The following is a 20,806-nucleotide window of genomic DNA, read 5'->3' on the forward strand; positions in this document are numbered from 1 at the left end:
AGGAAGTCCTGGACGTCCTCGGTCCACACGTCGGCGGCCCAGGATGTCCCGAGCCCGCCGATCCGCGACGGGGCGGCGGGGTGCAGGACCTGGGCGAGGGCATGGCGCAGCACCCGCAGTTCGTCGGCGCTGAAGGCCATGCCGCCGCGCGACCCGTGTGGCGTAGGCATGACTTGACACTACGTCGGATTTGCCGGTTTCAGTGGCAATGACGCGAGTTGTGTCCCGATTGGCGGATAGTGCGGTGATACGACCGGCTATCCGGCCCTTTAGCGGCCCTTATTGACGGCACATCAGGACGCCGTCTTGTTGCGCTCGTAGATCAGCCGGAGCCCGATCAGGGTGAGCCAGGGCTCGTGCTCGTCGATCGAGTGCGCCTCCCCCAGCACCAGCGGCGCCAGACCGCCGGTGGCGATCACCTGGACGTCGTCCGGGTCGTCCGCCAGCTCGGCGGCCATCCGGCCCACCACACCGTCCACCTGGCCGGCGAATCCGTAGAGGATGCCGGCCTGCATCGCCTCCACGGTGTTCTTGCCGATCACGCTGCGCGGCCGGGCCAGCTCGATCTTGCGCAGCTGGGCGCCGCGCACCCCCAGGGCGTCCACCGAGATCTCGATACCGGGGGCGATGGCACCGCCGACGTAGTCGCCCCGCTGGTTCACCGCGTCAAAGGTCGTCGCGGTGCCGAAGTCCACCACGATGCAGGGGCCGCCGTAGAGATGGTTGGCGGCAAGGGCGTTGACGATCCGGTCGGCGCCGACCTCCTTGGGGTTGTCCATCAGGACGTGCACCCCGGTCTTCACCCCCGGCTCCACCAGCACCGCGGGGACGTCGCCGTAGTAACGCCGCGTCACCTCGCGCAGCTCGTGCAGCACCGACGGCACGGTGGAGCAGATCGCCAGCCCGTCCACCGCGTCCTCGCCCAGCACCGGGTGAGCACCCATCAGCCCCTGCATCAGCACGGCCATCTCGTCGGCGGTGCGGCGCGGATCGGTGGAGACCCGCCAGTGCTCGACGATGTCCTCACCGTCGAAGAGGCCGAGCACGGTGTGGGTGTTGCCGACGTCGATGGTGAGCAGCATGGGGTCGGTCCTGAAGGCTCGGGGCTGATGGGCCGGTGCTGATGGGCCGGTGCTGATGGGCCGGTGCTGATGGGCCGGGATGGTCGGGCGGGTCAGGAACGCAGGTCCAGGCCGATGTCCAGCACCGGTGCGGAGTGGGTGAGCGCGCCGACGGCGAGGTAGTCCACGCCGGTCTGCGCCACCTCGCGGGCGTCGGCCAGGGTCAGCCCGCCGGAGGCCTCCAGCCGGGCCCGGCCGGCCACCAGCTGGACGGCCTCCTTCAGCTCGCCCATGGTGAAGTTGTCCAGCAGGATCAGGTCGGCGCCGGCCTCCAGCACCGGCGGGATCTGCTCCAGGGTGTCCACCTCCACCTCCACCGCCAGGTCCGGGTAGGCCTCACGGACCGCACGGAACGCCTCGGCGACCCCGCCTGCCGCCACCACGTGGTTGTCCTTCACCAGCGCGGCGTCGGAGAGCGACATCCGGTGGTTGACCCCGCCGCCGCAGCGCACCGCGTACTTCTCCAGGGCACGCAGCCCCGGCGTGGTCTTGCGGGTGTCGCGCACCGCGGCACCGGTGCCCTCCACCGCGTCGGCCCAGGCACGGGTGGCGGTGGCGATGCCGGAGAGGTGGCAGAGCAGGTTGAGGGCGCTGCGCTCGGCGGTGAGCAGGTCGCGGGTGCGGCCGCGCACCGACAGCAGCACCTGGCCGCCCTCGACCCGGGCGCCGTCCTCCACATGCCGCTCGACCTCGAACTCGTCCTCGCAGACCAGCGAGATCAGCGCCTCGGCGACCCGCAGCCCGGCCACGGTGCCCGCGGTGCGGGCGGTGAAGTCGGCGGTGGCGACGGCGTCGGCGGGCACCGTGGCGGTGGAGGTGACGTCCTCGCCGCCGGCCAGGTCCTCGGCGAGGGCCAGCGTGGCGATGTCCTCCACCTCCACCGGGTCCAGGCCCGCGTCGGCGAGCAGCTGGGCCAGCGCCGGGTCCAGGCCGCTCTCGTACGCCTCCCCGTCGCCGCAGGCGCAGCCCTCCCCGCAGCCTCCGGCCATGGGCAGCTCTTCGAAGTGATGGTCGTGCGACACAGTGCTCACTGCTCCTCGGGGGCGGTGACGGGGGCGCCGGTGGCGGCATCCAGGGTGGTGATGAGGTGGCGCCGCCAGTGGGCGTCGTCACGGTCGGGGAAGTCCTCGCGCCAGTGGCAGCCGCGGGTCTCCTCGCGCATCGCCGCGGCGTTGACCAGGGCGGTGGCCACCAGGTGGAGGTTGGCGGCCTCCCAGGTCTCCACCCGGGGGTCGGCGGGCTTCTCCTCGGCCAGCCGGTCCCGGGCCTGGGCGGCCAGTGCGGCCAGGCCCTCGGCGGCGTGCCGCATGGAGGCGGCCGAGCGCAGCACGCCGGCGCCCGAGGTCATCAGCCGCTGGATCTCGGCGCGGGCCTCCGGGGCCGGCAGCGGCACCACGGGCGTTCCGGCGGCGACCGGGGTCCGCTCCGGCAGGTCGCCCGCCGCCTTGCGGGCCGCCAGGTCGGCGGTGATCCGCTCGGCGAAGACCAGGCCCTCCAGCAGGGAGTTGGAGGCCAGCCGGTTGGCGCCCTGCACGCCCGTGCAGGCCACCTCGCCGCAGGCGTACAGACCGGGGACGGTGGTACGGCCGCGCAGGTCGGTACGGACCCCGCCGGAGGCGTAGTGCGCGGCCGGGGCCACCGGGATCAGCCCGGTGACGGGGTCGATGCCGTGCAAGCGGCAGGAGGCCAGGATGGTGGGGAAACGCTGCTCCCACATCTCGGCGCCGAAGTGCCGCCCGTCCAGGTACATGTGCTCGGCGCCGGTCTGCTGCATCCGGCGGGTGATGCCCTTGGCGACGATGTCCCGCGGCGCCAGCTCGGCCAGCTCGTGCTGCCCGACCATGAAGCGGACCCCGTCCGCGTCGACCAGGTGGGCGCCCTCCCCGCGTACCGCCTCGGAGACCAGCGGCTGCTGGCCCTCGGCGTCCGGCCCCAGCCAGAGCACGGTGGGGTGGAACTGCACGAACTCCAGGTCGGCCACCTCGGCGCCGGCGCGCAGCGCCAGCGCCACACCGTCGCCGGTGGAGACCGCCGGGTTGGTGGTGGCGGAGAACACCTGCCCCATGCCGCCGGTCGCCAGCACCACCGCACGGGCACGGATCGCGCCCACGCCGTCGCGCTGCCCCTCGCCCATCACATGCAGGGTGAGGCCGGCCGCATGGCCGTCGGCGTCGGTGAGCAGGTCCAGCACCAGGGCGTGCTCCACCACCTCGATGGCGGGGTCCCGGCGGACGGCGGCGACCAGGGCGCGGGATATCTCGGCGCCGGTGGCGTCGCCGCCCGCGTGGGCGATCCTGCGGCGGTGGTGGCCGCCCTCGCGGGTCAGCAGGATCTCGCCGTCGGTGCCGGTGTCGAAGGCGGCTCCGGTGGCGATCAGCCTGCGGACCGCGTCCGGACCCTCGGTGACCAGGACGCGCACGGCCTCCTCGTCGCAGAGCCCGGCCCCGGCCACCAGGGTGTCGTCCAGGTGCTGCTCCGGGGTGTCCCCCTCGCCCAGGGCGGCGGCGATGCCGCCCTGCGCCCAGCGGGTGGAGCCGTCGTCGAGCATCGCCTTGGTGACCACCATCACCCGGCCCACCAGGGCGCGCGCACGCAGCGCGGCCGTGAGGCCGGCCACTCCGGAGCCGACCACCACGACATCGGTCGTGGCGGTCCAGCCCGGGGCCGGGGCGGTCAGTCTGTGGGTCGCTGGCATGGGTGGCTCCGTGTCAGTGGGCGGTGCGTACCGCGCCGTGTTCCAGGTCACCGTACGCCTCGTGGTCCGCCGGGGATCCGGGGGCCGGGATGTGGGCGGCGGCGTGCGCGGCGGTGCCCCGGGCGGCGGCCGGCCGTGCGGTACCGCCGCGCAAGGTGTCGCCGCGCACGGTGTCGCTCCCGGGGACAGCCTCCGCGGGGTCGCCGCCCATTCCCGTGATCCGGTTGTCGGCGTCCACGAAGACCACACGGGGCACGTAGGCGCGCGCCTCGGCGTCCTCCATCTGGCCGTAGCCGATGAGGATCACCAGGTCGCCGGGGTGCACCAGCCGGGCCGCCGCGCCGTTGATACCGATCACCCCGGTGCCGCGCGGCCCGGCGATGGTGTAGGTCTCCAGCCGGGCGCCGTTGTCGATGTCGACGATGTGGACCAGCTCGCCGGGGAGCAGGTCGGCGGCGTCCAGCAGGTCCTGGTCGACGGTGACCGAGCCGACGTAGTGCAGGTCGGCCTGGGTGACCGTGGCGCGGTGGATCTTGGACTTGAGCATGGTGCGGAGCATGGGTCACGCCTCCTGAAGTGAGTGCATGCCTGGGACGGCTCTGGCTAGAAGTGGATCCGTACGTTGTCGATCAGCCGGGTGGTGCCCACCCTGGCGGCGACCGCCAGCACCGCCTCACCGGCGTGGCCCTCGGCCGCCTCGGTGAAGTCCGCCGGGTCGATCAGCGCGAGGTAGTCCAGCACCACGGGGGGTTCCGCCCCGGCGGCGGCGTCCAGCACCGCCTGGGCCGCCCGGCGTACCTCCGCGGGCCCCTTCGGCGCGGCCTCGGCGCCGGTCAGCAGCGCCCGCGACAGCTCCCGCGCGGAGATCCGCTCCGCCTCGGAGAGATAGCGGTTGCGGCTGGAGAGGGCGACCTGGTCGGCCTCCCGGACGGTGGGCACCCCCACGATCTCCACCGGGAAGTTGAGGTCGGTGGCCATCCGCCGGACGACCGCCAGCTGCTGGGCGTCCTTCTCCCCGAAGAACGCCACATCGGGCGAGGTGAGGTGGAGCAGCTTCGCCACCACCGTGCAGACGCCGTCGAAGTGCCCCGGGCGGGAGGCGCCCTCGTACCGCTCCCCCATCGGCCCGGCGGCTATCCGCACCTGCGGCTCACCGCCCGGGTAGACCTCCTCCACGGAGGGGGCGAAGACCACGTCGGCGCCGGCCTCCGCGGCGAGCTGCAGGTCGGCGTCCAGGGTGCGCGGATAACGGTCCAGATCCTCGCCCGCGCCGAACTGCAGCGGGTTGACGAAGACGGTGACCACCACGGTGCCCTCGGGACCCAGCCGCTCCCGGGCGGCGCGGACCAGCGTCGCATGGCCCTGGTGCAGCGCGCCCATGGTCATCACCACGCCACGGCCGCCCGTGCTCGCCGCGAGCCTGCGGCGCAGCTCCCCGCCGGTGTGCAGCAGCTCCGTCATCATCCGTCCTTCCGGTCGTCGGCCAGCACATCCAGCAGCGCCTCCGCCGCGTCCGCCTTGAGCATCCCTGCAGCCAGCGCCCGGTCGGCGGTGGCCCGCGCCATCGCCCGGTACGCCTCCAGCGCCTGCGGGGAGACCCGCCGCAACTGCTGCAGATGACGCCGTACGGTGCCGGCGTCGCCCCGGGCGACGGGTCCGGTGAGCGCCGCGTCGCCGCTGCGCAGGGCGTTGTCCAGGGCGGCCCCCAGCAGCGGGCCCAGCATCCGGCCCGGCTCGGCCACCCCGGCGGCGGCCAGCAGCTCCTGAGCCTGGGCGACCAGGGTGACCAGGTGGTTGGAGCCATGGGCGAGAGCGGTGTGGTAGAGCGGCCGCACCTCCTCCGGCACCCACTCCGGCTCCCCGCCCATCTCCACCACCAGCGCCTCCGCGACCGGCCGCAGCTCCTCCGGCGCCGTCACTCCGAACGGGCATCCGGCCAGCCGGGCCACGTCCACGGTGGTGCCGGTGAACGTCATCGCGGGGTGCAGCGCCAGCGGCAGCGCCCCGGCCCTGGTCGCCGGCTCCAGTACCGCCACACCGTGCGCGCCCGAGCTGTGCACCAGCAGCTGTCCGGGGCGTACCGCGCCGGTGGCGGCCAGTCCGGACACCAGGTCGGCCAGTGCGTCGTCGGGGACGGTGAGCAGCACCAGGTCCGCGGCGGCCATCACCTGAGGAGGCGTCACCATCCGCACACCGGGGAGCAGGTTCTCGGCACGGCGGCGGGACGCGGCGGAGACCCCGGAGGCCGCGACCACCCGGTGCCCGGCCAGCTGGAGCGCGGCGCCCAGCGCCGGGCCCACCCGTCCGGTGCCGACCACGCCCACGGCCAGCCGGGCCGGCCGGTTGCCGGGATCGGCGGGGTCGCCGAACTCGAATTCGGGCAGCCCCGTGGCGCCCGTCCCGTCGTCGGGTGCGTTCATCGCTCTGCGTCGACCTTCAATCCGTTCCAGTCCGCTTCGGGTACCGGACGTACCCCGTCATCGTACGGAAGTACCGCCGCCCGGGCACCCCCGCCGCCTGTGTCGGGCCCCACAGGCCCGCTGGTGGGGGATGATCTGCCGCATGGACGAGGAGCGCGAGAGACGGGCCGCGGTGCTGCGCGGCTGCACCAGGGTGCTGTCCCAGCAACCCACCCGGACGATGCGGGAGCGACTGGCGGAGCTGGCCGCGGCGGAGGGTGACCCCTACCAGCTGGACGGCCTGCCCGACGTCTACGGCGACGGACCGGTGGCCCGGCTGGAGCAGCGGGTGGCCGAGCTGCTGGGCTTCGAGGACGCGGTCTTCTTCCCCACCGGCACCATGGCCCAGCAGGTCGTCCTGCGCTGCTGGGCGGAGCGCACCGGCAACGGCACCGTGGCGATGCACCCGCTCTCCCACCCGGAGGTGCACGAGCGGCACGCCTACGCGCAGCTGACCGGCCTGCGCAGCGTCTGGCCCACCACCGCGCCCCGGCTGCCCACCGCGGCCGAGGTGCATGCGCTGGGGGAGCCCTTCGGCACGCTGATGCTGGAACTGCCGCTGCGCGACGCCGGTTTTGTGCTGCCCACCTGGGACGAGCTGTGCGGGGCGGTGGACGCGGCACGCGAACGGGAGGCCGTGGTCCACTTCGACGGGGCCCGGCTGTGGGAGACCCCGGCCTGGTTCGGGCGCACCCTGCCGGAGATCGCCGGACTGGCCGACTCGGTCTATGTCTCCTTCTACAAGTCCCTGGGCGGTCTCTCCGGCGCCGCGGTGGCCTGCTCCGCCGATCTGGCGGGCCAGTGCCGCGCCTGGCGGCACCGCTACGGCGGCCAGCTGTACCAGCAGTGGCCGACCGCCCTGGCCGCGCAGCTGGGGCTGGACCGGGAGCTGCCCCGGCTGGCGGAGTACGTCGCCCACGCGGGGCCGGTGGCGGCCGCCCTGGCCGGGGCCTTCGCGGGCGTCCCCGGGGCCCGGGTGCATCCCGAGCCGCCGCACACCCACCAGTTCCAGCTCTGGCTGCCGTACCCCGCCGACACCCTCGCCGCGGCCGGGCTGCGCCTCGCCGAGGAGACCGGGCGGGCCCTGTTCGGCGGCTGGCGGGACGGCCCGCTCCCGGGGCTGTCCATGACCGAGGTCACGGTGGCCTCGTCCGCCCTGGAGTGGACGCCCGGCGAGGTCGCCGACGCCGCGGCGGCGCTGCTGGAGCGTCTGTCCGCCGAGCCCGGCCGCTGAGGCCGCGGACGGGCCGCCGCCGGCCGGGACGGCCGGCGGCCCCGCCTCAGCCGGCGGCGGTGACCAGCCCGCGGATGTGCCCCACCGCGTCGGAGAGCGGCACGGTGCGGGTCTCGCCGCCGGCCCGGGTGGTGATCTCCACCGTGCCGTTGGCCAGTCCGCGGGCGCCGACCGTGACCCGGAAGGGGATGCCGACCAGCTCCACGTCGCGGAACTTCACCCCGGGCCGCTCGTCGCGGTCGTCCAGCAGGACATCGATCCGCTCCCGCCGCAGCTCCGCGTACAGGGTCTCGGCCGCCTCGGTGACCTGGACGTCGCCCTTGCCGAGGACCACCACGGCCACCTCGAAGGGGGCGATCGCCACCGGCCACACCATGCCCTGCTCGTCGTGGTGCGTCTCCACCACGGCGGCCAGCGCCCGCTCCACCCCGATGCCGTAGCTGCCCATGACGGGGACCACCCGGTCGCCCTCCGGGCCGAGCACCGAGACACCCAGCGTCTCGGTGTACTTGCGGCCGAGCTTGAAGATATGGCCGACCTCGATGGTGCGGACCACCTCCAGCCCGGCGCCGCAGTCCGGGCACGGCTCGCCCGTCGACACCTCGCGCAGGTCCGCCCACTGCCGCACCGCGATGTCCCGCTCGACGGCGACGCCCCGCAGATGGAAACCGTCGGTGTTGGCGCCGGTGGACATGCTGGTACGGCCGCGCAGCGACTCGTCGGCCACCACCGGCAGTCCGGCGGGGACACCGACCGCGCCGAGGCTGCCCGGGGAGGCACCCAGCGCCGCCTGGATCTCCTCGGGGGTCGCCGGGCGCACCGCGGTGGCGCCCAGGGTGTCGACCAGCTTCTGCTCGACCAGGGTGTGGTCGCCGCGCAGCAGCACCAGGGTCAGCCGGCCGTCCACCGCGTACACCAGGGTCTTGATCTGGCGCTCCGCCGGGACGCCGTGCAGCCGCGCCAGTTCGTCGATGGTGCGGGCGTCGGGGGTGGCGAACCGCTCCGGGGTGTCCGGTCCCGGGCCGTCGGTCACCTCGGGCAGGGCGGAGGTGGCCTTCTCGGTGTTGGCGGCGTAGCCGCACTCCGGGCAGCGGACCACCAGGTCCTCGCCTGCCTCCGAGGGGCACATGAACTCCACCGAGGCGCTGCCCCCCATGGAGCCGCTGGAGGCCTGCACCGCGACGGCGGGCAGCCCCAGCCTGGCGAAGATCCGCTCATAGGCGCCCCGGTGCAGGTCGAAGGCGCGGTCGAGGCCGGTGGCCTCGACATCGAAGCTGTAGGCGTCCTTCATGGTGAACTCGCGCACCCGCAGCAGGCCGCTCTTGGGGCGGGCCTCGTCGCGGAACTTGGTCTGGAACTGGTACCAGATCTGCGGCAGGTCCCGGTAGGACCGCAGTTCCTGGGAGAGCACGGTGAAGATCTCCTCGTGCGTCATACCGAGCGCCAGGTCGGCCCCCTTGCGGTCCCGCAGCCGGAACATCTCCTCGCCCATCACCTCCCAGCGGCCGCTGCGCTGCCAGATCTCGGCCGGGTGCAGGGCGGGCAGGACGAACTCCTGCGCCCCGATCCGGGTCATCTCCTCCCGGATGATGTCGACGATCTTGGACCGGACCCGTACCGCGAGCGGCAGCAGCGAGTAGTGGCCGGCCATCAGCTGCCGGACGAACCCCCCGCGCACCAGCAGCCGGTGGCTGACCGCGTCCGCGTCCGCCGGGTCCTCGCGAAGTGTGGGGGCGTACAGCTGGGACCAGCGCATGGGACCGGTGACCGACCTCTCGGGTGGGGGGAGCCCCCGGCGGGGGCCTCCCTGCGAAGGGGCGACGAAAGCCGCAGTCTAGCTCCGGCACCCGCCCCGACCTGCGTGATCTCGCCGGTCGGCGGGCCGCCGACCGCCGCTCAGACCGGCCCGCCCGCCCGGACCAGACCCGTCTCGTAGGCGAGGACCACCGCCTGGACGCGGTCGCGCAGGTCCAGCTTGGCCAGAATGCGGCCCACATGGGTCTTCACGGTGGCCTCGGAGAGGGTGAGCCGGGAGGCGATCTCCCCGTTGGAGAGCCCCTGCGCGACCAGCAGGAAGACCTCCCGCTCACGGTCGGTGAGCCGGGCCAGCACAGGGGTGCCGGCGGACGGCTGCGGGCCGGGCAGCACATCCGCGAAGCGGTCGATCATCCGGCGGGTGGTGGTGGGGGCGACCACCGCGTCACCGGCGTGGACCGCCCGGATCGCCGCGACCAGCTCGGTCGGCGGCACGTCCTTCAGCAGGAACCCGCTGGCCCCCGCCTTGAGCGCGGCGAAGGCGTACTCGTCCAGGTCGAAGGTGGTGAGGATGAGCACCCGGGGCGCGCCGGCGCGGGGGGCGCCGTCCGGGTCGAGGCAGATCCGGCTGGTCGCCTCCACCCCGTCCATGCGGGGCATCCGCACATCCATCAGGATCACGTCGACCTCCGCCGCGGCCAGCACCTCCAGCGCCTGGGCGCCGTCGCCGGCCTCGGCGGCGATCTCGATGTCCCCCTGCGACTGCAGCACCATCCGGAACCCGGTGCGCAGCAGCTCCTGGTCGTCGACGAGCATCACGCGGATCGTCATGGGTGGCGGTTCCTCCGGGTGTCAGACCGCGGTCACGGTTTTGAGCGGCAGTACGGCACGGATGCGGAAGCCTCCTCCGGGTCGCGGCCCGGCGTCCAGACGGCCGCCGACCATGCCGACCCGCTCCCTCATGCCGATCAGCCCGTGCCCCTGGCCGTCGGCGCCGCCCCGCTCGTACAGCTCCGCGGCGGCCCCCCGGCCGTCGTCCTCGACCAGGACGTCCACCGTCCCGTCGCCGAAGCGGATGTGGACGTCGGCGCGGACGTCGGGGCCGCCGTGCTTGCGGACGTTGGTGAGCGCCTCCTGCACGATCCGGTAGGCGGTCAGCTCCACGCCCCGCGGCAGCGGGCGCGGACTGCCCTCCAGGGTGAAGTCCACGGCCAGCCCCGCGCCGCGGACCTGCTCCAGCAGATCGGGCAGCTGCTCCACCCCGGGCTGCGGGACGTACTCCCCCGCGCCGGGCTCCGCGGTGCGCAGCACGCCCAGCAGCCGCCGCATCTCGTCCAGCGCCTGGCGGCCGGTGGCGGCGATGGTCGCCAGCGCCTCCCTGGCCTGTTCCGGGGAGCCGTCCAGCACATAGGCGGCGCCGTCGGCCTGGACCACCATCACCGAGACGTTGTGGGCCACCACGTCGTGCAGCTCGCGGGCGATCCGGGCGCGTTCGGCGGCGACCGCGACCTTGGCCCGGGCGTCGCGCTCCCGTTCCAGCCGGGCGGCCCGGTCCTCCAGCTCCGCGTAGTACGCCCGCCGGATCCGGGTCAGCCGGCCGAGCGCCCAGGAGAGCACGAACGGCGCCGACAGCAGCACGCTGACCAGGACCGTCTGGCCGGGCTGCGGGACGTTGGGGTCGGAGGTCCCGAACCGCCACACGGCGAGCGGACCGGCGGCCAGTCCGGCGGCCATGGCCGTCCGGGAGGCCCAGCGGGAGCCGAAGGCCGCCGCGGTGTAGGCGAGGACCAGCAGCACCACGTCGGCGACATTGGGCGTCCAGTCGGCCACCAGCTGGAACACCCCGACCAGCACACCACCCACCAGGGCCGCGTCCGGCACCCTCCGGCGCAGCGCCATCAGCCCGGCCAGGGTCAGCACGAAGACGGCGTAGGTGCCGCCGGAGTAGCCGAACCCGGCGTTGCCGGGGCCGCTGAGCAGGCTCACGCCCAGCACCAGCAGCGCCCACGCGGTGTCCACCGTCGTGGGGTGTCTGCGGAGCCAGGAGTAGAGCTGCTGCACCCTTCCAGCCTAGGCAGCCGCAGCGGGGGCTCTGGTCCACCGGCAGGGCGATCCGCTCTACTCCGCAAGTCGGAGAGCGGTACGGACGGTGCACCGGGGAAACCCGCAGAGCGGCCCCGGGGCCGGGGCGCGGAGAACGGCCCGGCCGGGCCGGTAACGTGCCGTGCATGAGCTGGACGGGCTGGCGCGCGGCCATGCAGCACGCGCTGTACGGGGACGGTGGCTTCTACCGCCGTCCGGAGGGCCCGGCGGGCCACTTCCGCACCTCGGTGCACGCCTCGCCGCGGTTCGCGGAGGCGGTGGCACGGCTGCTGGCGCAGGTGGACGAGGAACTGGGCAGGCCCCCGGAACTCGCCTTGGTGGACGTCGGCGCCGGGCGCGGCGAGCTGCTGCAGGGGGTGCTGGACGCGGTACGGAGGGACTACCAGGCGGTGGCGGACCGGCTGCGGCCGTACGCCGTGGAGGTCGCGGACCGTCCCGCGGGGACGGCGGCGGAGGTGGTCTGGTGCACGGAGCCGCCGGCCGGGGTCACGGGGCTGCTGTTCGCCAACGAGTGGCTGGACAACGTACCGCTGGACATCGCCGAGGCCGACGCCCACGGGGTGCTGCGGCAGGTGCTGGTGGACCCTTCGAGCGGAGCGGAGCAGCCCGGCGGGCCGCTGGCGGGTGCGGACGCCGAGTGGGCGGCCCGCTGGTGGCCCGGCCCGCTGGAGGAGGGCTTCCGGGTGGAGCTGGGCGGCAGCCGCGACGCCGCCTGGGCGGCCGCGGTGCGTTCGCTGGAGCGCGGGCTGGCGGTGGCCGTGGACTACGCCCACGGCGCGGACGCCAGGCCTCCGTTCGGCACACTCGCGGGCTTCCGCGCCGGGCGTGAGGTGCGCCCCGTACCGGACGGCTCCTGCGATGTGACCGCGCATGTGGCGCTGGACTCCTGCGCCGCCGCCGGGGAGGCGGCCGGCGCCGTCCACAGCCTGTGGACGACCCAGCGCGAGGCGCTGCGGGCACTGGGGGTGGGCGGCGCCCGTCCACCGCTGTCGCTGGCCTCCACCGACCCCGCCGCATATCTGCGGGCGCTGGGTTCCGCCGGTGAGGGCGCCGAGTTGACCGACCCGGCGGGGCTGGGCGGCTTCGGCTGGCTGGTTCAGGCGGTCCGTATGCCGGTACCGGAGGGCCTACGGGGCGCCCGGGAGTGGCAGACTTGCCGGTCATGAGGGAGACCACGGTCGGCATCGGCTCCGGTGCGGAGAACGTCACCGAGTTCGGCACCAGCGACATGGTGCTCAACATCGGCCCCCAGCACCCGTCGACACACGGGGTGCTGCGGCTGAAGCTGGTGCTGGACGGTGAGCGGATCGTGGCTGCGGAGCCCGTGATCGGCTATATGCACCGCGGCGCGGAGAAGCTGTTCGAGGCCCGCGACTACCGGCAGATCATCATGCTGGCCAACCGGCACGACTGGCTGTCGGCGTTCGCCAACGAGCTGGGCGTGGTGCTCTCCGTCGAGCGGATGCTCGGCATGGAGGTGCCCGAGCGGGCCGTCTGGGCGCGGACCCTGCTGGCGGAGCTCAACCGGGTGCTCAACCATCTGATGTTCCTCGGCTCCTACCCGCTGGAGCTGGGCGGCATCACCCCGGTCTTCTACGCCTTCGAGAGCCGCGAGACGCTCCAGCACGTCATGGAGGAGGCCTCCGGCGGGCGGATGCACTACATGTTCAACCGGGTCGGCGGCCTCAAGGAGGACCTGCCCGCGGGCTGGCTGGGCCGGGTCCGGGCCGCCGTCGCCCAGGTCCGCTCGCAGCTGGGCCGGATCGACGACCTGGTGCTGGGCAACGAGATCTTCCGCGGCCGCACCGCCGGCGTCGGGGTGCTGGCACCGGAGCTGGTGCACGCCTACGGGGTGAGCGGGCCGATCGCCCGAGCCTCGGGGGTCGACTTCGACCTGCGGCGCGACGAGCCGTACCTGGCGTACGGGGAGCTCTCCGACGTGCTGCGGGTGGCGGTCCGCGAGGAGGGCGACTGCCTGGCCCGCTTCGAGTGCCTGCTGGAGCAGACCCATGTCTCGCTGGACCTCGCGGACGCCTGCCTGGACCGGCTGGCGGAGCTGCCGCAGGGGCCGGTGAACCAGCGGCTCCCCAAGGTGCTCAAGGCCCCGGAGGGGCATACCTACACCTGGACCGAGAATCCGCTGGGCGTCAACGGCTACTACCTGGTGTCGCGGGGCGACAAGACGCCGTGGCGGCTGAAGCTGCGGTCCGCCTCGTACAACAACATCCAGGCCCTGACCGAGCTGCTGCCCGGCACCCTGGTCGCCGACATGGTGGCGATCCTGGGCTCGATGTTCTTCGTGGTCGGCGACATCGACAAGTAGGCCGCCCGGGCCCACGACGGCCCGGGCCGTACGGCTACTGGACCGCGCGCAGCGCCCGCAGATCCATCCGCTCGGTCTCGTCGTGCTCGGTCAGATCCACCACATCGGCCCCGGCATCAGCCCCACCCACGGCCTCCACCGGCTCCGCGGCCCGACCCGGCAACGGGGACACCTGCGGCTCCACGGGCTGCACACCCGGCTCGGCGCCCGCATAGGCGGCCTGGGCGGCGACGGCCTCGTCACCGACCACATCGCTGAGGTCGCCGACCGCCTGGGACGGCAGGACGGGCAGTCCGCCCTGCATGGTGCGGTCGAAGAAGCTGAAGCCCGCGCTGCGGGCGACCACCACCGGCCGCGGCCGCTGCCGCTCCAGCGGCACGATCGCGGTGGCGGGGGTGCTGGGGGTGTGCTCGGCCGGCGCCTGGGACCGCACGGCGGGCAGGGCCGGCACCGTACGGCCGGCCGCCTCGGCGGCCCGCCGGCGGGCGCTCTCCGCGTTCACCTGGGCGGCGACCCGCTGGGCGTGCTCCACGGCGGCGCGGCGCTCCAGGGTGCGCAGCACGGCGGCGGCCCTGACGTAAGCGGCCGGGGTGACCGGGTGACGGGCGGTCTGCTGCGCGGTACGGCGGCGGGCCGCCTCGGCGTCCCTGACGGCCTGTTCGGCGGCCGCCACGGCACGCTCACGCAGCAGCCGGGCGTTCTCCGTCTCCGCGCGGGCGAGCCGGGACTTCTCCACGGCCAGTCGGCGGCCCAGCCGCGACAGCCGCTCCTCCGCCACCTCGACGGCGTACTCCAGCTCGGCGACCTGCTCCTCGTGGCGCTCCTCGGCGCGCTGCCGGGCGAGGGCGGCGGCGTCCAGCGCCAGCTCGCCCGCCCGGTCGCGACGGCGCAGCAGCAGGGCGGCGGCACCGGCGGCGGCCACGGCGGCCAGACCCACCGCCCGGGTCACCGCGGTGTCGTCGTCGAGCAGGACCAGCGCCCCGGCCGCAAGGGTGAGCGCTGCGACGGTGAGCACGGGAAGGATCCGGCCCAGGGTCGACGATTGACGGTGGCGTCCGCGTGGCATGGCCAAAAACTAGCGTGCCGTTCCGGGCGGTGTCAGCCGCCGGGCCGAATCGTGTCTAGACAGGGACAAACGCTCACCGTACGCGGCCGCTCCGTCACATCCCCGTGCCCGGACGGATGCGCTCCGTCCGGGCAGGGCGTGCCCGGTCCGCGGTACCGCGGCGCCGGGGTCAGCGCGGCGCCGGGGCGGTGGGGTCGTCGTGGTCCTCGGGAAGCTTGCAGATGTGCTGGATCCACAGCGCCGCCACGATCACCGCGAGTCCGGCCAGCACGGTGAAGCCCGCCGTGACCGCCTGGGTCTTGCGGGCCGGCTGGTCCAGCAGGGAGAGCAGAAAGACGCCCGCGCCGCCGTAGACACCGACCGCCAGCGCCGCCACCAGGGCACTGGCCTGGCCCAGCACCACCACCCGGGCCGCGACCAGCGGGTCCACCCCCTTGGCGTCGGGCTCCCGGTCCCGCTGGGCCCGCAACCGGCCACGGATGGAGATCGCCGCGGCCAGCAGCACCACGGCGACCACCGCCAGCACCACCGGTGCGGCCGTGGGCACTCCGGGCAGGTCTCCCACCGAGTCCCAGAGCTTGGCGCCCGCCCAGGCGAGCACCCCGGAGACCACGGCGATACCGGCCAGCAGGGCCGGGCGAAGCGGCTTCACGCGGAAGGCGTCCTTCCTGACAGGGTCCGGACGGCGGATTGCCGCCCGTCGGCGGCGCGCCACCGGCAGCACCACCGTACTGGGGCGACAACGTCCGGCCGCCCGCCGCCCGTTCCTGCGGTCCCCCACCCGGGGGCGGCCCCCGGGCCCGGGGCACGACCCGCGGGCACCACGCCGGGGCGCACTACTCGGGGAGCCTCAGCTCCAGGTCGTCGCGGCGGCGCACACCCTCACCGCCGACCTCGTCCAGCAGGTCCGCCACCCGGCCGTGGCCGGGCAGCTCCGCGTCGGGCTCGGCGTCGTGCCAGGGGGCCAGCACAAAGCCCCGCTCATGGGCCCTGGGGTGGGGCAGGGTGAGCACGGGGTCCCTGGAGATCACACCGTCGTAGGCGACGATGTCGACGTCCAGCGTCCGCGGGCCCCAGCGGACCTCACGGGTGCGGCTGAAGGCGTCCTCCACCGCGCCGGCCCGCTCCAGCAGGGAGCCCGGGCCCAAGGTGGTGCGCACCACGACCACGGCGTTGAAGTAGCTGGGCTGGTCGGCGGGGCCGCCCACCGCCTCGGTCTCGTAGACCGGCGAGACGGCCTTCACCCGGATGCCCGGGGTGTCCTCCAGCGCGTCGACGGCGCCCTGCAGGGTCTCCAGGCGGTTGCCCAGATTGCTGCCCAGGGCGATCACCGCCCGCTGCGGATTGTGCAGGGTGCTGTCGGCGGAGTCGACGGTGTACTCGACGCGGGACGGCACGGGCGAGGTCGTCGGGTCGCTGCTCATCTGGATTGCCTCGCTTCGTCGCGGGGGCCGGTGACGCGGAGGGTCACCCGCGGCTCCGGTGGATGGTGATGGTCACGTCGTCGAACGGCACGGTGATCGGGGCGTCCGGCTTGTGCACGGTCACCTCCACCTCCTGCACCGGCTCGTGCTTCAGGCACTGGTCGGCGATGCGCTGCGCCAGGGTCTCGATCAGGTCCACCGGATCGCCGGAGACGATGGCGCAGACCTCCTCGGCCACGATGCCGTAGTGCGCCGTACGGGACAGGTCGTCGGTCTCCGCCGCCGGACGGGTGTCCATGTGGAGCACGACGTCCACCACGAACGTCTGCCCCTCCTCGCGCTCCCGCTCGAAGACGCCGTGGTTTCCGCGGGCGCGCAGGCCGCGCAGTGCGACACGGTCCAGCAATCGAATCACTCCAGAGACAGAAGACCGGTGGGCCCCGTTGCCCGCCGTCAGACGAATCTACCGTCGGCCTGTGACAGGGACGGCAGGTCACCGGCATGGCGCAGCCGTCCTACCCGGGTGGTGCGGCGCTCACGCCTCACCCCGTCCCCGGACCTGGTGAACATCCGGTGGAGGCCCGGCATTCCCTCCGCGGCGGCTGCGGCGGATGTCCCCGCTCAGCCCTCTTCGCCCTCGTCGACGCTGGTCAGCACCGGTGAGCCATGGTGGGACCAGAGCCGCCAGCCGTCCGCGGTGCGCCGGAAGAGGTTGCTGGCGACGACCTTGCCGCCGACCAGGGGCGCCAGCTCCCCCTCCGTCTCCGCCTCACCGCTGGAGAGGATGTTCTCGGTGCAGGTGACAAGTGCCACATCACCGGACAACTCGACCTCGACATCGGTGAGGAAGAACTGGATGTAGTCGGTGTTGGCCATGATCAGCATGTAGGAGCGCAGCACCCTGGCCCGGCCCCGCAGCATCGGCCACCCGGGGTGCACACAGACCACCCCGCCGGTGTCGTCTGCGTCCGCGCCGGACAGCCAGACATCGGTGAGCGCGTCCGCGTCACCGCGCTCCAGTGCCTCGTACAGGGCGGTGTTGACCGCCAGCACCGCCTCCCGGTCCGCCGCCGCCCGCCCGGCCGTCTCCCCGCCGGCCGCGGTCACTCCGCCGCCTGCTGCCAGGCGGCGACCACCCGGACCGCGTCGGCGCTCGCCCGGACGTCGTGCACCCGTACCGCCCAGGCGCCGGCCTGCGCGGAGAGCGCCGACACCGCGGCGGTGGCGTCGTCCCGCTGCCGGGGCGGGCGCGGCTCACCCGTGGCGGGGTCGGCCAGCAGCGCGCCCAGGAACCGCTTGCGGGAGGCGGCCACCAGCACCGGACGGCCCAGCGCCACCAGGGCGTCCAGACCGCCCAGCAGCGCCCAGTCCTGGGCGGCGTTCTTGGCGAAGCCCAGCCCGGGGTCCAGGATCACCTGCGAGGGACGCACCCCCGCGTCGACCACGGCCTCCATCCGCTGCTGGAGCTCCTTGACCACATCGGTGACCACGTCGTCGTAGACCGCCAGCCGGTTCATCTCCAGCGAGTGTCCCCGCCAGTGCATCACCACGAAGGGGACGCCGGTCTCCGCCGCGACCCGGGCCATGTCCGGGTCGGCGAGGCCGCCGGAGACGTCGTTGAGCACCGCGGCCCCCGCGGCCACCGACTGCTCGGCGACGGCGGCCCGCATGGTGTCCACACTGACCACCGCCCCGGCCGCCGCCAGTTCGCGGACCACTGGGATCACCCGGCGCAGCTCCTCCTCCTCGCTGACCCTGGCCGCCCCGGGCCGCGTGGACTCGCCGCCGACGTCGATCAGGTCGGCGCCCCGGGCCACCAGCTCCAGTCCGTGGGCGACCGCGGCCGCCGGATCCAGCCAGCGCCCCCCGTCGGAGAAGGAGTCCGGGGTGACGTTGACGACGCCCATGACGGCGCAGCGGTCCAGCGGGGCGAGGCCGGGCAGCGGCGCTATGGCGGCAGTACTCATGTGACCCATTATCGGCCCGGCGGGCCGCCCGGCTCAGGCGGCCAGGCGGGTGCCGTCCGCGTCCGGTGCGTCCCCCGTCCGCTGCCTGCGGCGGCCGAACCGGGGCATGCCCACCGTGATGAAGGCCTCCGCCTGCATCGCGGCGAAACCGATCCGGGGCAGGTCCCGCGCGGTGGGGTAGACCAGGAACCGCGGCTCCCACTGCGGCTGGAACTTGGCGTTGAACTTGTACAGCGACTCGATCTGGAACCACCGCGACAGGAACACCAGCAGACCGCGCCAGGCCCGCAGCACCGGCCCGGCGCCCAGCCGCTCCCCGCGCGCCAGCGCGGAGCGGAACATCGCGAAGTTCAGCGAGACCCGCTTCACCCCGAGCTCCGGCGCGGCCTGCAGCGCGGCCACGATCAGCAGCTCGTTGAGGCCCGGGTCGGCCGCCCGGTCGCGGCGCATCAGCTCCAGCGAGATGCCGTCCGTGCCCCAGGGGACGAAGTGCAGCACCGCCTTGAGGTCGCCGAGCGCCGGGTCCTCCCACTGGCCGGGCTCCGCCGCGCGGTGCGCGGTGACCACCAGGCCGGCGTCGTCGCAGGGGTCGCCGAAGCGCCCCAGCGCCATGGAGAAGCCCCGCTCGGTGTCCGTACCGCGCCAGAGGGCGGCGGCGCGCACCACCCGCCTGCGCTCCTCCGCGGAGAGCTCGGCGACCCTGCGGACCCGGCAGCTGTAGCCGTTGCGCTCGATCCGCTTGACCATCTGGCGCACATTGCGCATGGCGCGTCCGGAGAGCGAGAAGTCGTCGGTGTGGACGATGGCCTCGTCGCCCAGTTCCAGTGCGTCCAGCCCGGCCTCGCGCGTCCACACCTCCCCGCCGACCTCGCTGCACCCCATCACCGCGGGCACCCAGGCATGGGCGCGGGCCTCCGCCATGAAGACCCTGATCGCGCCGGGCCAGGCCTCGACGTCGCCCACGGGGTCGCCGGAGGCCAGCATCACCCCGGAGACCACCCGGTAGGAGATGGCCGCCTTGCCGCTCGGCGAGAAGAGCACGCTCTTGTCGCGGCGCAGGGCGAAGTAGCCCAGCGAGTCGCGGGCGCCGTGCCGGTCGAGCAGCGCCCGGACCCGCTCCTCGTCCTCGGAGCTGAGCACCGCCGCGGGCTCGGAGGGGCGTAGCGCCAGGTAGGCGGTGACCGTGGCGGTCAGCAGGCCGAGGCCGGCCAGCGAGTAGCCCACCAGGTCCGAGGTGCGCTCGAAGGTGTAGTGGATGGGGCCGTTGAAGCCCACCAGCCCGTAGAGGACCTCCTCCAGCCGCTCGCGCAGGCCCGGGTTGCCGATCTCACTGCGCGGATGGACGGAGACGATGATCAGCCCCAGTCCGACACTGGTGGCGCCCAGCCCCAGGAAGCTCCACAGCGCCCGCCAGCGGGTGCGCGGATCGGCCTTGGCGTAGAACTCCCGGCGGTGCGCCAGCATCACGGCCAGCAGCACCAGGGAGACCACCGCCGTGACGGTGGCGTGCCAGCGCAGCAGATGGAGCACCGCACTCACCGGCAGCAGCACCATCACGGCCCGCCAGGCGCGGCGCTTGCGGCGCCGCAGGGCGTGCGCCAGCAGCACCAGCAGCACGCCGATCATCAGCGAGCCGGCGGTCGCCAGTGTGGTGACGCCTCCGGGCAGCAGCGCGGCCAGCTCGTGCATCCGGGTGTGCCTGAACCGCGGGAACACCGCCCCCGCGATGTCGACCAGGCCGATGAGCAGAGCGGCGTAGCCGACCGCCGACGGGACCCAGGCGCGCGGTGCCGCCGCGGCCTGGTCGCGCAACGATCGCAGGCCCGGGCGGCGCCCCGGGTCGCTGGAGGGCTCAGTGGACACTGGTGCGCTCATAGCTGTTCAGCGTAGGGGCGGATATCACACGTCCCGTAGCCCTCAAGTATGAGACGTGATGGTTCCTCATGACTACGCCCCCTTTGTACGGCACCCGCCGTTCGTGCATTGGGACGTAGCGCAGCGGCGGCCGGTTCCGGCCTCCGGTGGGGTCAGCGGCCTATGATCAGGCTCATCGCCTCGGCCCGGGTGGCGGGGTCGCGCAGCTGACCGCGGACCGCCGAGGTGAGGGTCTTGGCGCCGGGCTTGCGGATGCCGCGCATCGACATGCACATGTGCTCGCACTCGAAGACCACGATCACTCCGCGCGGCTCCAGGATGCGCATCAGCGCGTCGGCGACCTGGGTGGTCAGCCGCTCCTGGACCTGGGGACGGCGGGCGTAGACGTCCACCAGGCGGGCCAGCTTGGAGAGGCCGGTGATCTTCCCGCTCTCGGACGGTATGTAGCCGACATGGGCGACGCCGCGGAACGGCACCAGGTGGTGCTCGCAGGTCGAGTACACCTCGATGTCCTTGACCAGGACCATCTCGTCATGGCCGATGTCGAAGGTGGTGGAGAGGACGTCCTCGGGCTCCTGCCAGAGACCGGCGAAGATCTCCTGGTAGGCGCGGGCGACCCGGGCGGGGGTCTCACGGAGGCCCTCGCGGTCCGGGTCCTCGCCGACGGCGATCAGCAGCTCACGGACCGCGTTCTCGGCCCGCTTCTGGTCGAACACACCGATGGTCGGCTCACCGTCGAGAGTCACCGGGTCGGTCATGCGATCCTCACTTCTCTGGTGGTCAC

At 73.9% G+C, this 20,806-nt stretch carries 19 protein-coding genes and 1 pseudogene; 3 read left to right on the forward strand and 17 right to left on the reverse strand.

The window, feature by feature from the left end; all coding sequences use genetic code 11:
• Positions 1-293: 293 nt before the first annotated feature.
• The 6 genes and pseudogenes from AOK09_RS19420 to AOK09_RS19445 all read right to left on the reverse strand — a co-directional run bounded on the left by AOK09_RS19420 (position 294) and on the right by AOK09_RS19445 (position 6,236).
• Positions 294-1,082 (reverse strand): type III pantothenate kinase, encoded by a 789-nt coding sequence (locus AOK09_RS19420; protein WP_055588477.1) that lies wholly within the window; start codon positions 1,080-1,082, stop codon positions 294-296.
• Positions 1,083-1,174: 92 nt separating this feature from the next.
• A complete protein-coding gene (gene nadC / locus AOK09_RS19425) occupies positions 1,175-2,110 on the reverse strand; it encodes a carboxylating nicotinate-nucleotide diphosphorylase (RefSeq protein ID WP_055588507.1) in 936 nt (311 codons plus the stop codon).
• Positions 2,111-2,148: 38 nt separating this feature from the next.
• The gene (locus tag AOK09_RS19430; protein ID WP_055588478.1) at positions 2,149-3,816 is read right to left on the reverse strand and encodes an L-aspartate oxidase; all 1,668 of its coding nucleotides are present in this window, start codon (positions 3,814-3,816) and stop codon (positions 2,149-2,151) included.
• Between the two features lie 163 nt (positions 3,817-3,979).
• A pseudogene (gene panD / locus AOK09_RS19435) lies at positions 3,980-4,375 on the reverse strand (aspartate 1-decarboxylase); the annotation flags it as partial.
• 44 nt (positions 4,376-4,419) lie between these two features.
• Complete coding sequence (gene panC / locus AOK09_RS19440; protein WP_063796010.1) at positions 4,420-5,280, reverse strand: pantoate--beta-alanine ligase; 861 nt, start codon at positions 5,278-5,280, stop codon at positions 4,420-4,422.
• A complete protein-coding gene (locus AOK09_RS19445) occupies positions 5,277-6,236 on the reverse strand; it encodes a Rossmann-like and DUF2520 domain-containing protein (protein ID WP_055588480.1) in 960 nt (319 codons plus the stop codon). The genes panC and AOK09_RS19445 overlap by 4 nt, the downstream gene beginning before the upstream one ends.
• 142 nt (positions 6,237-6,378) lie before the next feature.
• On the opposite strand from AOK09_RS19445, the gene AOK09_RS19450 reads away from it, so the two are divergent.
• Positions 6,379-7,509 (forward strand): threonine aldolase family protein, encoded by a 1,131-nt coding sequence (locus tag AOK09_RS19450; RefSeq protein WP_055588481.1) that lies wholly within the window; start codon positions 6,379-6,381, stop codon positions 7,507-7,509.
• Between the two features lie 46 nt (positions 7,510-7,555).
• Here the strand turns inward: AOK09_RS19450 and AOK09_RS19455 are convergent, their stop codons facing one another.
• From AOK09_RS19455 to AOK09_RS19465, 3 genes are all read right to left on the reverse strand, one after another.
• Positions 7,556-9,265, reverse strand: coding sequence for a proline--tRNA ligase (locus AOK09_RS19455; RefSeq protein ID WP_055588482.1), 1,710 nt, complete (start codon positions 9,263-9,265; stop codon positions 7,556-7,558).
• 140 nt (positions 9,266-9,405) lie between these two features.
• Positions 9,406-10,095 (reverse strand): response regulator, encoded by a 690-nt coding sequence (locus AOK09_RS19460; RefSeq protein ID WP_055588483.1) that lies wholly within the window; start codon positions 10,093-10,095, stop codon positions 9,406-9,408.
• A gap of 21 nt (positions 10,096-10,116) precedes the next feature.
• A complete protein-coding gene (locus AOK09_RS19465; protein WP_055588484.1) occupies positions 10,117-11,325 on the reverse strand; it encodes a sensor histidine kinase in 1,209 nt (402 codons plus the stop codon).
• Between the two features lie 167 nt (positions 11,326-11,492).
• On the opposite strand from AOK09_RS19465, the gene AOK09_RS19470 reads away from it, so the two are divergent.
• Both AOK09_RS19470 and AOK09_RS19475 read left to right on the forward strand, forming a co-directional pair.
• A complete protein-coding gene (locus tag AOK09_RS19470; protein WP_055588485.1) occupies positions 11,493-12,533 on the forward strand; it encodes an SAM-dependent methyltransferase in 1,041 nt (346 codons plus the stop codon).
• Positions 12,530-13,690, forward strand: a complete 1,161-nt coding sequence (locus AOK09_RS19475) for an NADH-quinone oxidoreductase subunit D (RefSeq protein ID WP_055588486.1) — start codon at positions 12,530-12,532, stop codon at positions 13,688-13,690. Before AOK09_RS19470 ends, AOK09_RS19475 begins: the two co-directional genes overlap by 4 nt.
• Positions 13,691-13,724: 34 nt before the next feature.
• On the opposite strand, the gene AOK09_RS19480 is transcribed toward AOK09_RS19475, so the two are convergent.
• The 8 genes from AOK09_RS19480 to folE all read right to left on the reverse strand — a co-directional run bounded on the left by AOK09_RS19480 (position 13,725) and on the right by folE (position 20,780).
• Positions 13,725-14,756, reverse strand: coding sequence for a hypothetical protein (locus AOK09_RS19480; protein WP_157875955.1), 1,032 nt, complete (start codon positions 14,754-14,756; stop codon positions 13,725-13,727).
• 169 nt (positions 14,757-14,925) lie between these two features.
• The gene (locus AOK09_RS19485) at positions 14,926-15,408 is read right to left on the reverse strand and encodes a DUF3180 domain-containing protein (RefSeq protein WP_055588488.1); all 483 of its coding nucleotides are present in this window, start codon (positions 15,406-15,408) and stop codon (positions 14,926-14,928) included.
• 184 nt (positions 15,409-15,592) lie between these two features.
• Positions 15,593-16,180 carry a 2-amino-4-hydroxy-6-hydroxymethyldihydropteridine diphosphokinase gene (gene folK, locus AOK09_RS19490; RefSeq protein WP_055588489.1) on the reverse strand — a complete coding sequence of 196 codons (588 nt, stop codon included), beginning with the start codon at positions 16,178-16,180 and terminating at the stop codon, positions 15,593-15,595.
• A 43-nt stretch (positions 16,181-16,223) separates the two neighbouring features.
• Positions 16,224-16,583, reverse strand: coding sequence for a dihydroneopterin aldolase (gene folB / locus AOK09_RS19495; RefSeq protein ID WP_055588508.1), 360 nt, complete (start codon positions 16,581-16,583; stop codon positions 16,224-16,226).
• Between the two features lie 218 nt (positions 16,584-16,801).
• Positions 16,802-17,287 (reverse strand): nuclear transport factor 2 family protein, encoded by a 486-nt coding sequence (locus AOK09_RS19500; protein WP_055588490.1) that lies wholly within the window; start codon positions 17,285-17,287, stop codon positions 16,802-16,804.
• The gene (gene folP, locus AOK09_RS19505) at positions 17,284-18,147 is read right to left on the reverse strand and encodes a dihydropteroate synthase (RefSeq protein WP_055588491.1); all 864 of its coding nucleotides are present in this window, start codon (positions 18,145-18,147) and stop codon (positions 17,284-17,286) included. The genes AOK09_RS19500 and folP overlap by 4 nt, the downstream gene beginning before the upstream one ends.
• Positions 18,148-18,180: 33 nt before the next feature.
• Positions 18,181-20,022, reverse strand: coding sequence for a phosphatidylglycerol lysyltransferase domain-containing protein (locus AOK09_RS19510; RefSeq protein WP_079063230.1), 1,842 nt, complete (start codon positions 20,020-20,022; stop codon positions 18,181-18,183).
• A 152-nt stretch (positions 20,023-20,174) separates the two neighbouring features.
• Complete coding sequence (gene folE / locus AOK09_RS19515) at positions 20,175-20,780, reverse strand: GTP cyclohydrolase I FolE (protein ID WP_055588493.1); 606 nt, start codon at positions 20,778-20,780, stop codon at positions 20,175-20,177.
• Between the last annotated feature and the right edge of the window lie 26 nt (positions 20,781-20,806).

Origin of the sequence: Peterkaempfera griseoplana, from assembly GCF_001418575.1 — a bacterium.
Lineage (GTDB): Bacteria > Actinomycetota > Actinomycetes > Streptomycetales > Streptomycetaceae > Peterkaempfera > Peterkaempfera griseoplana.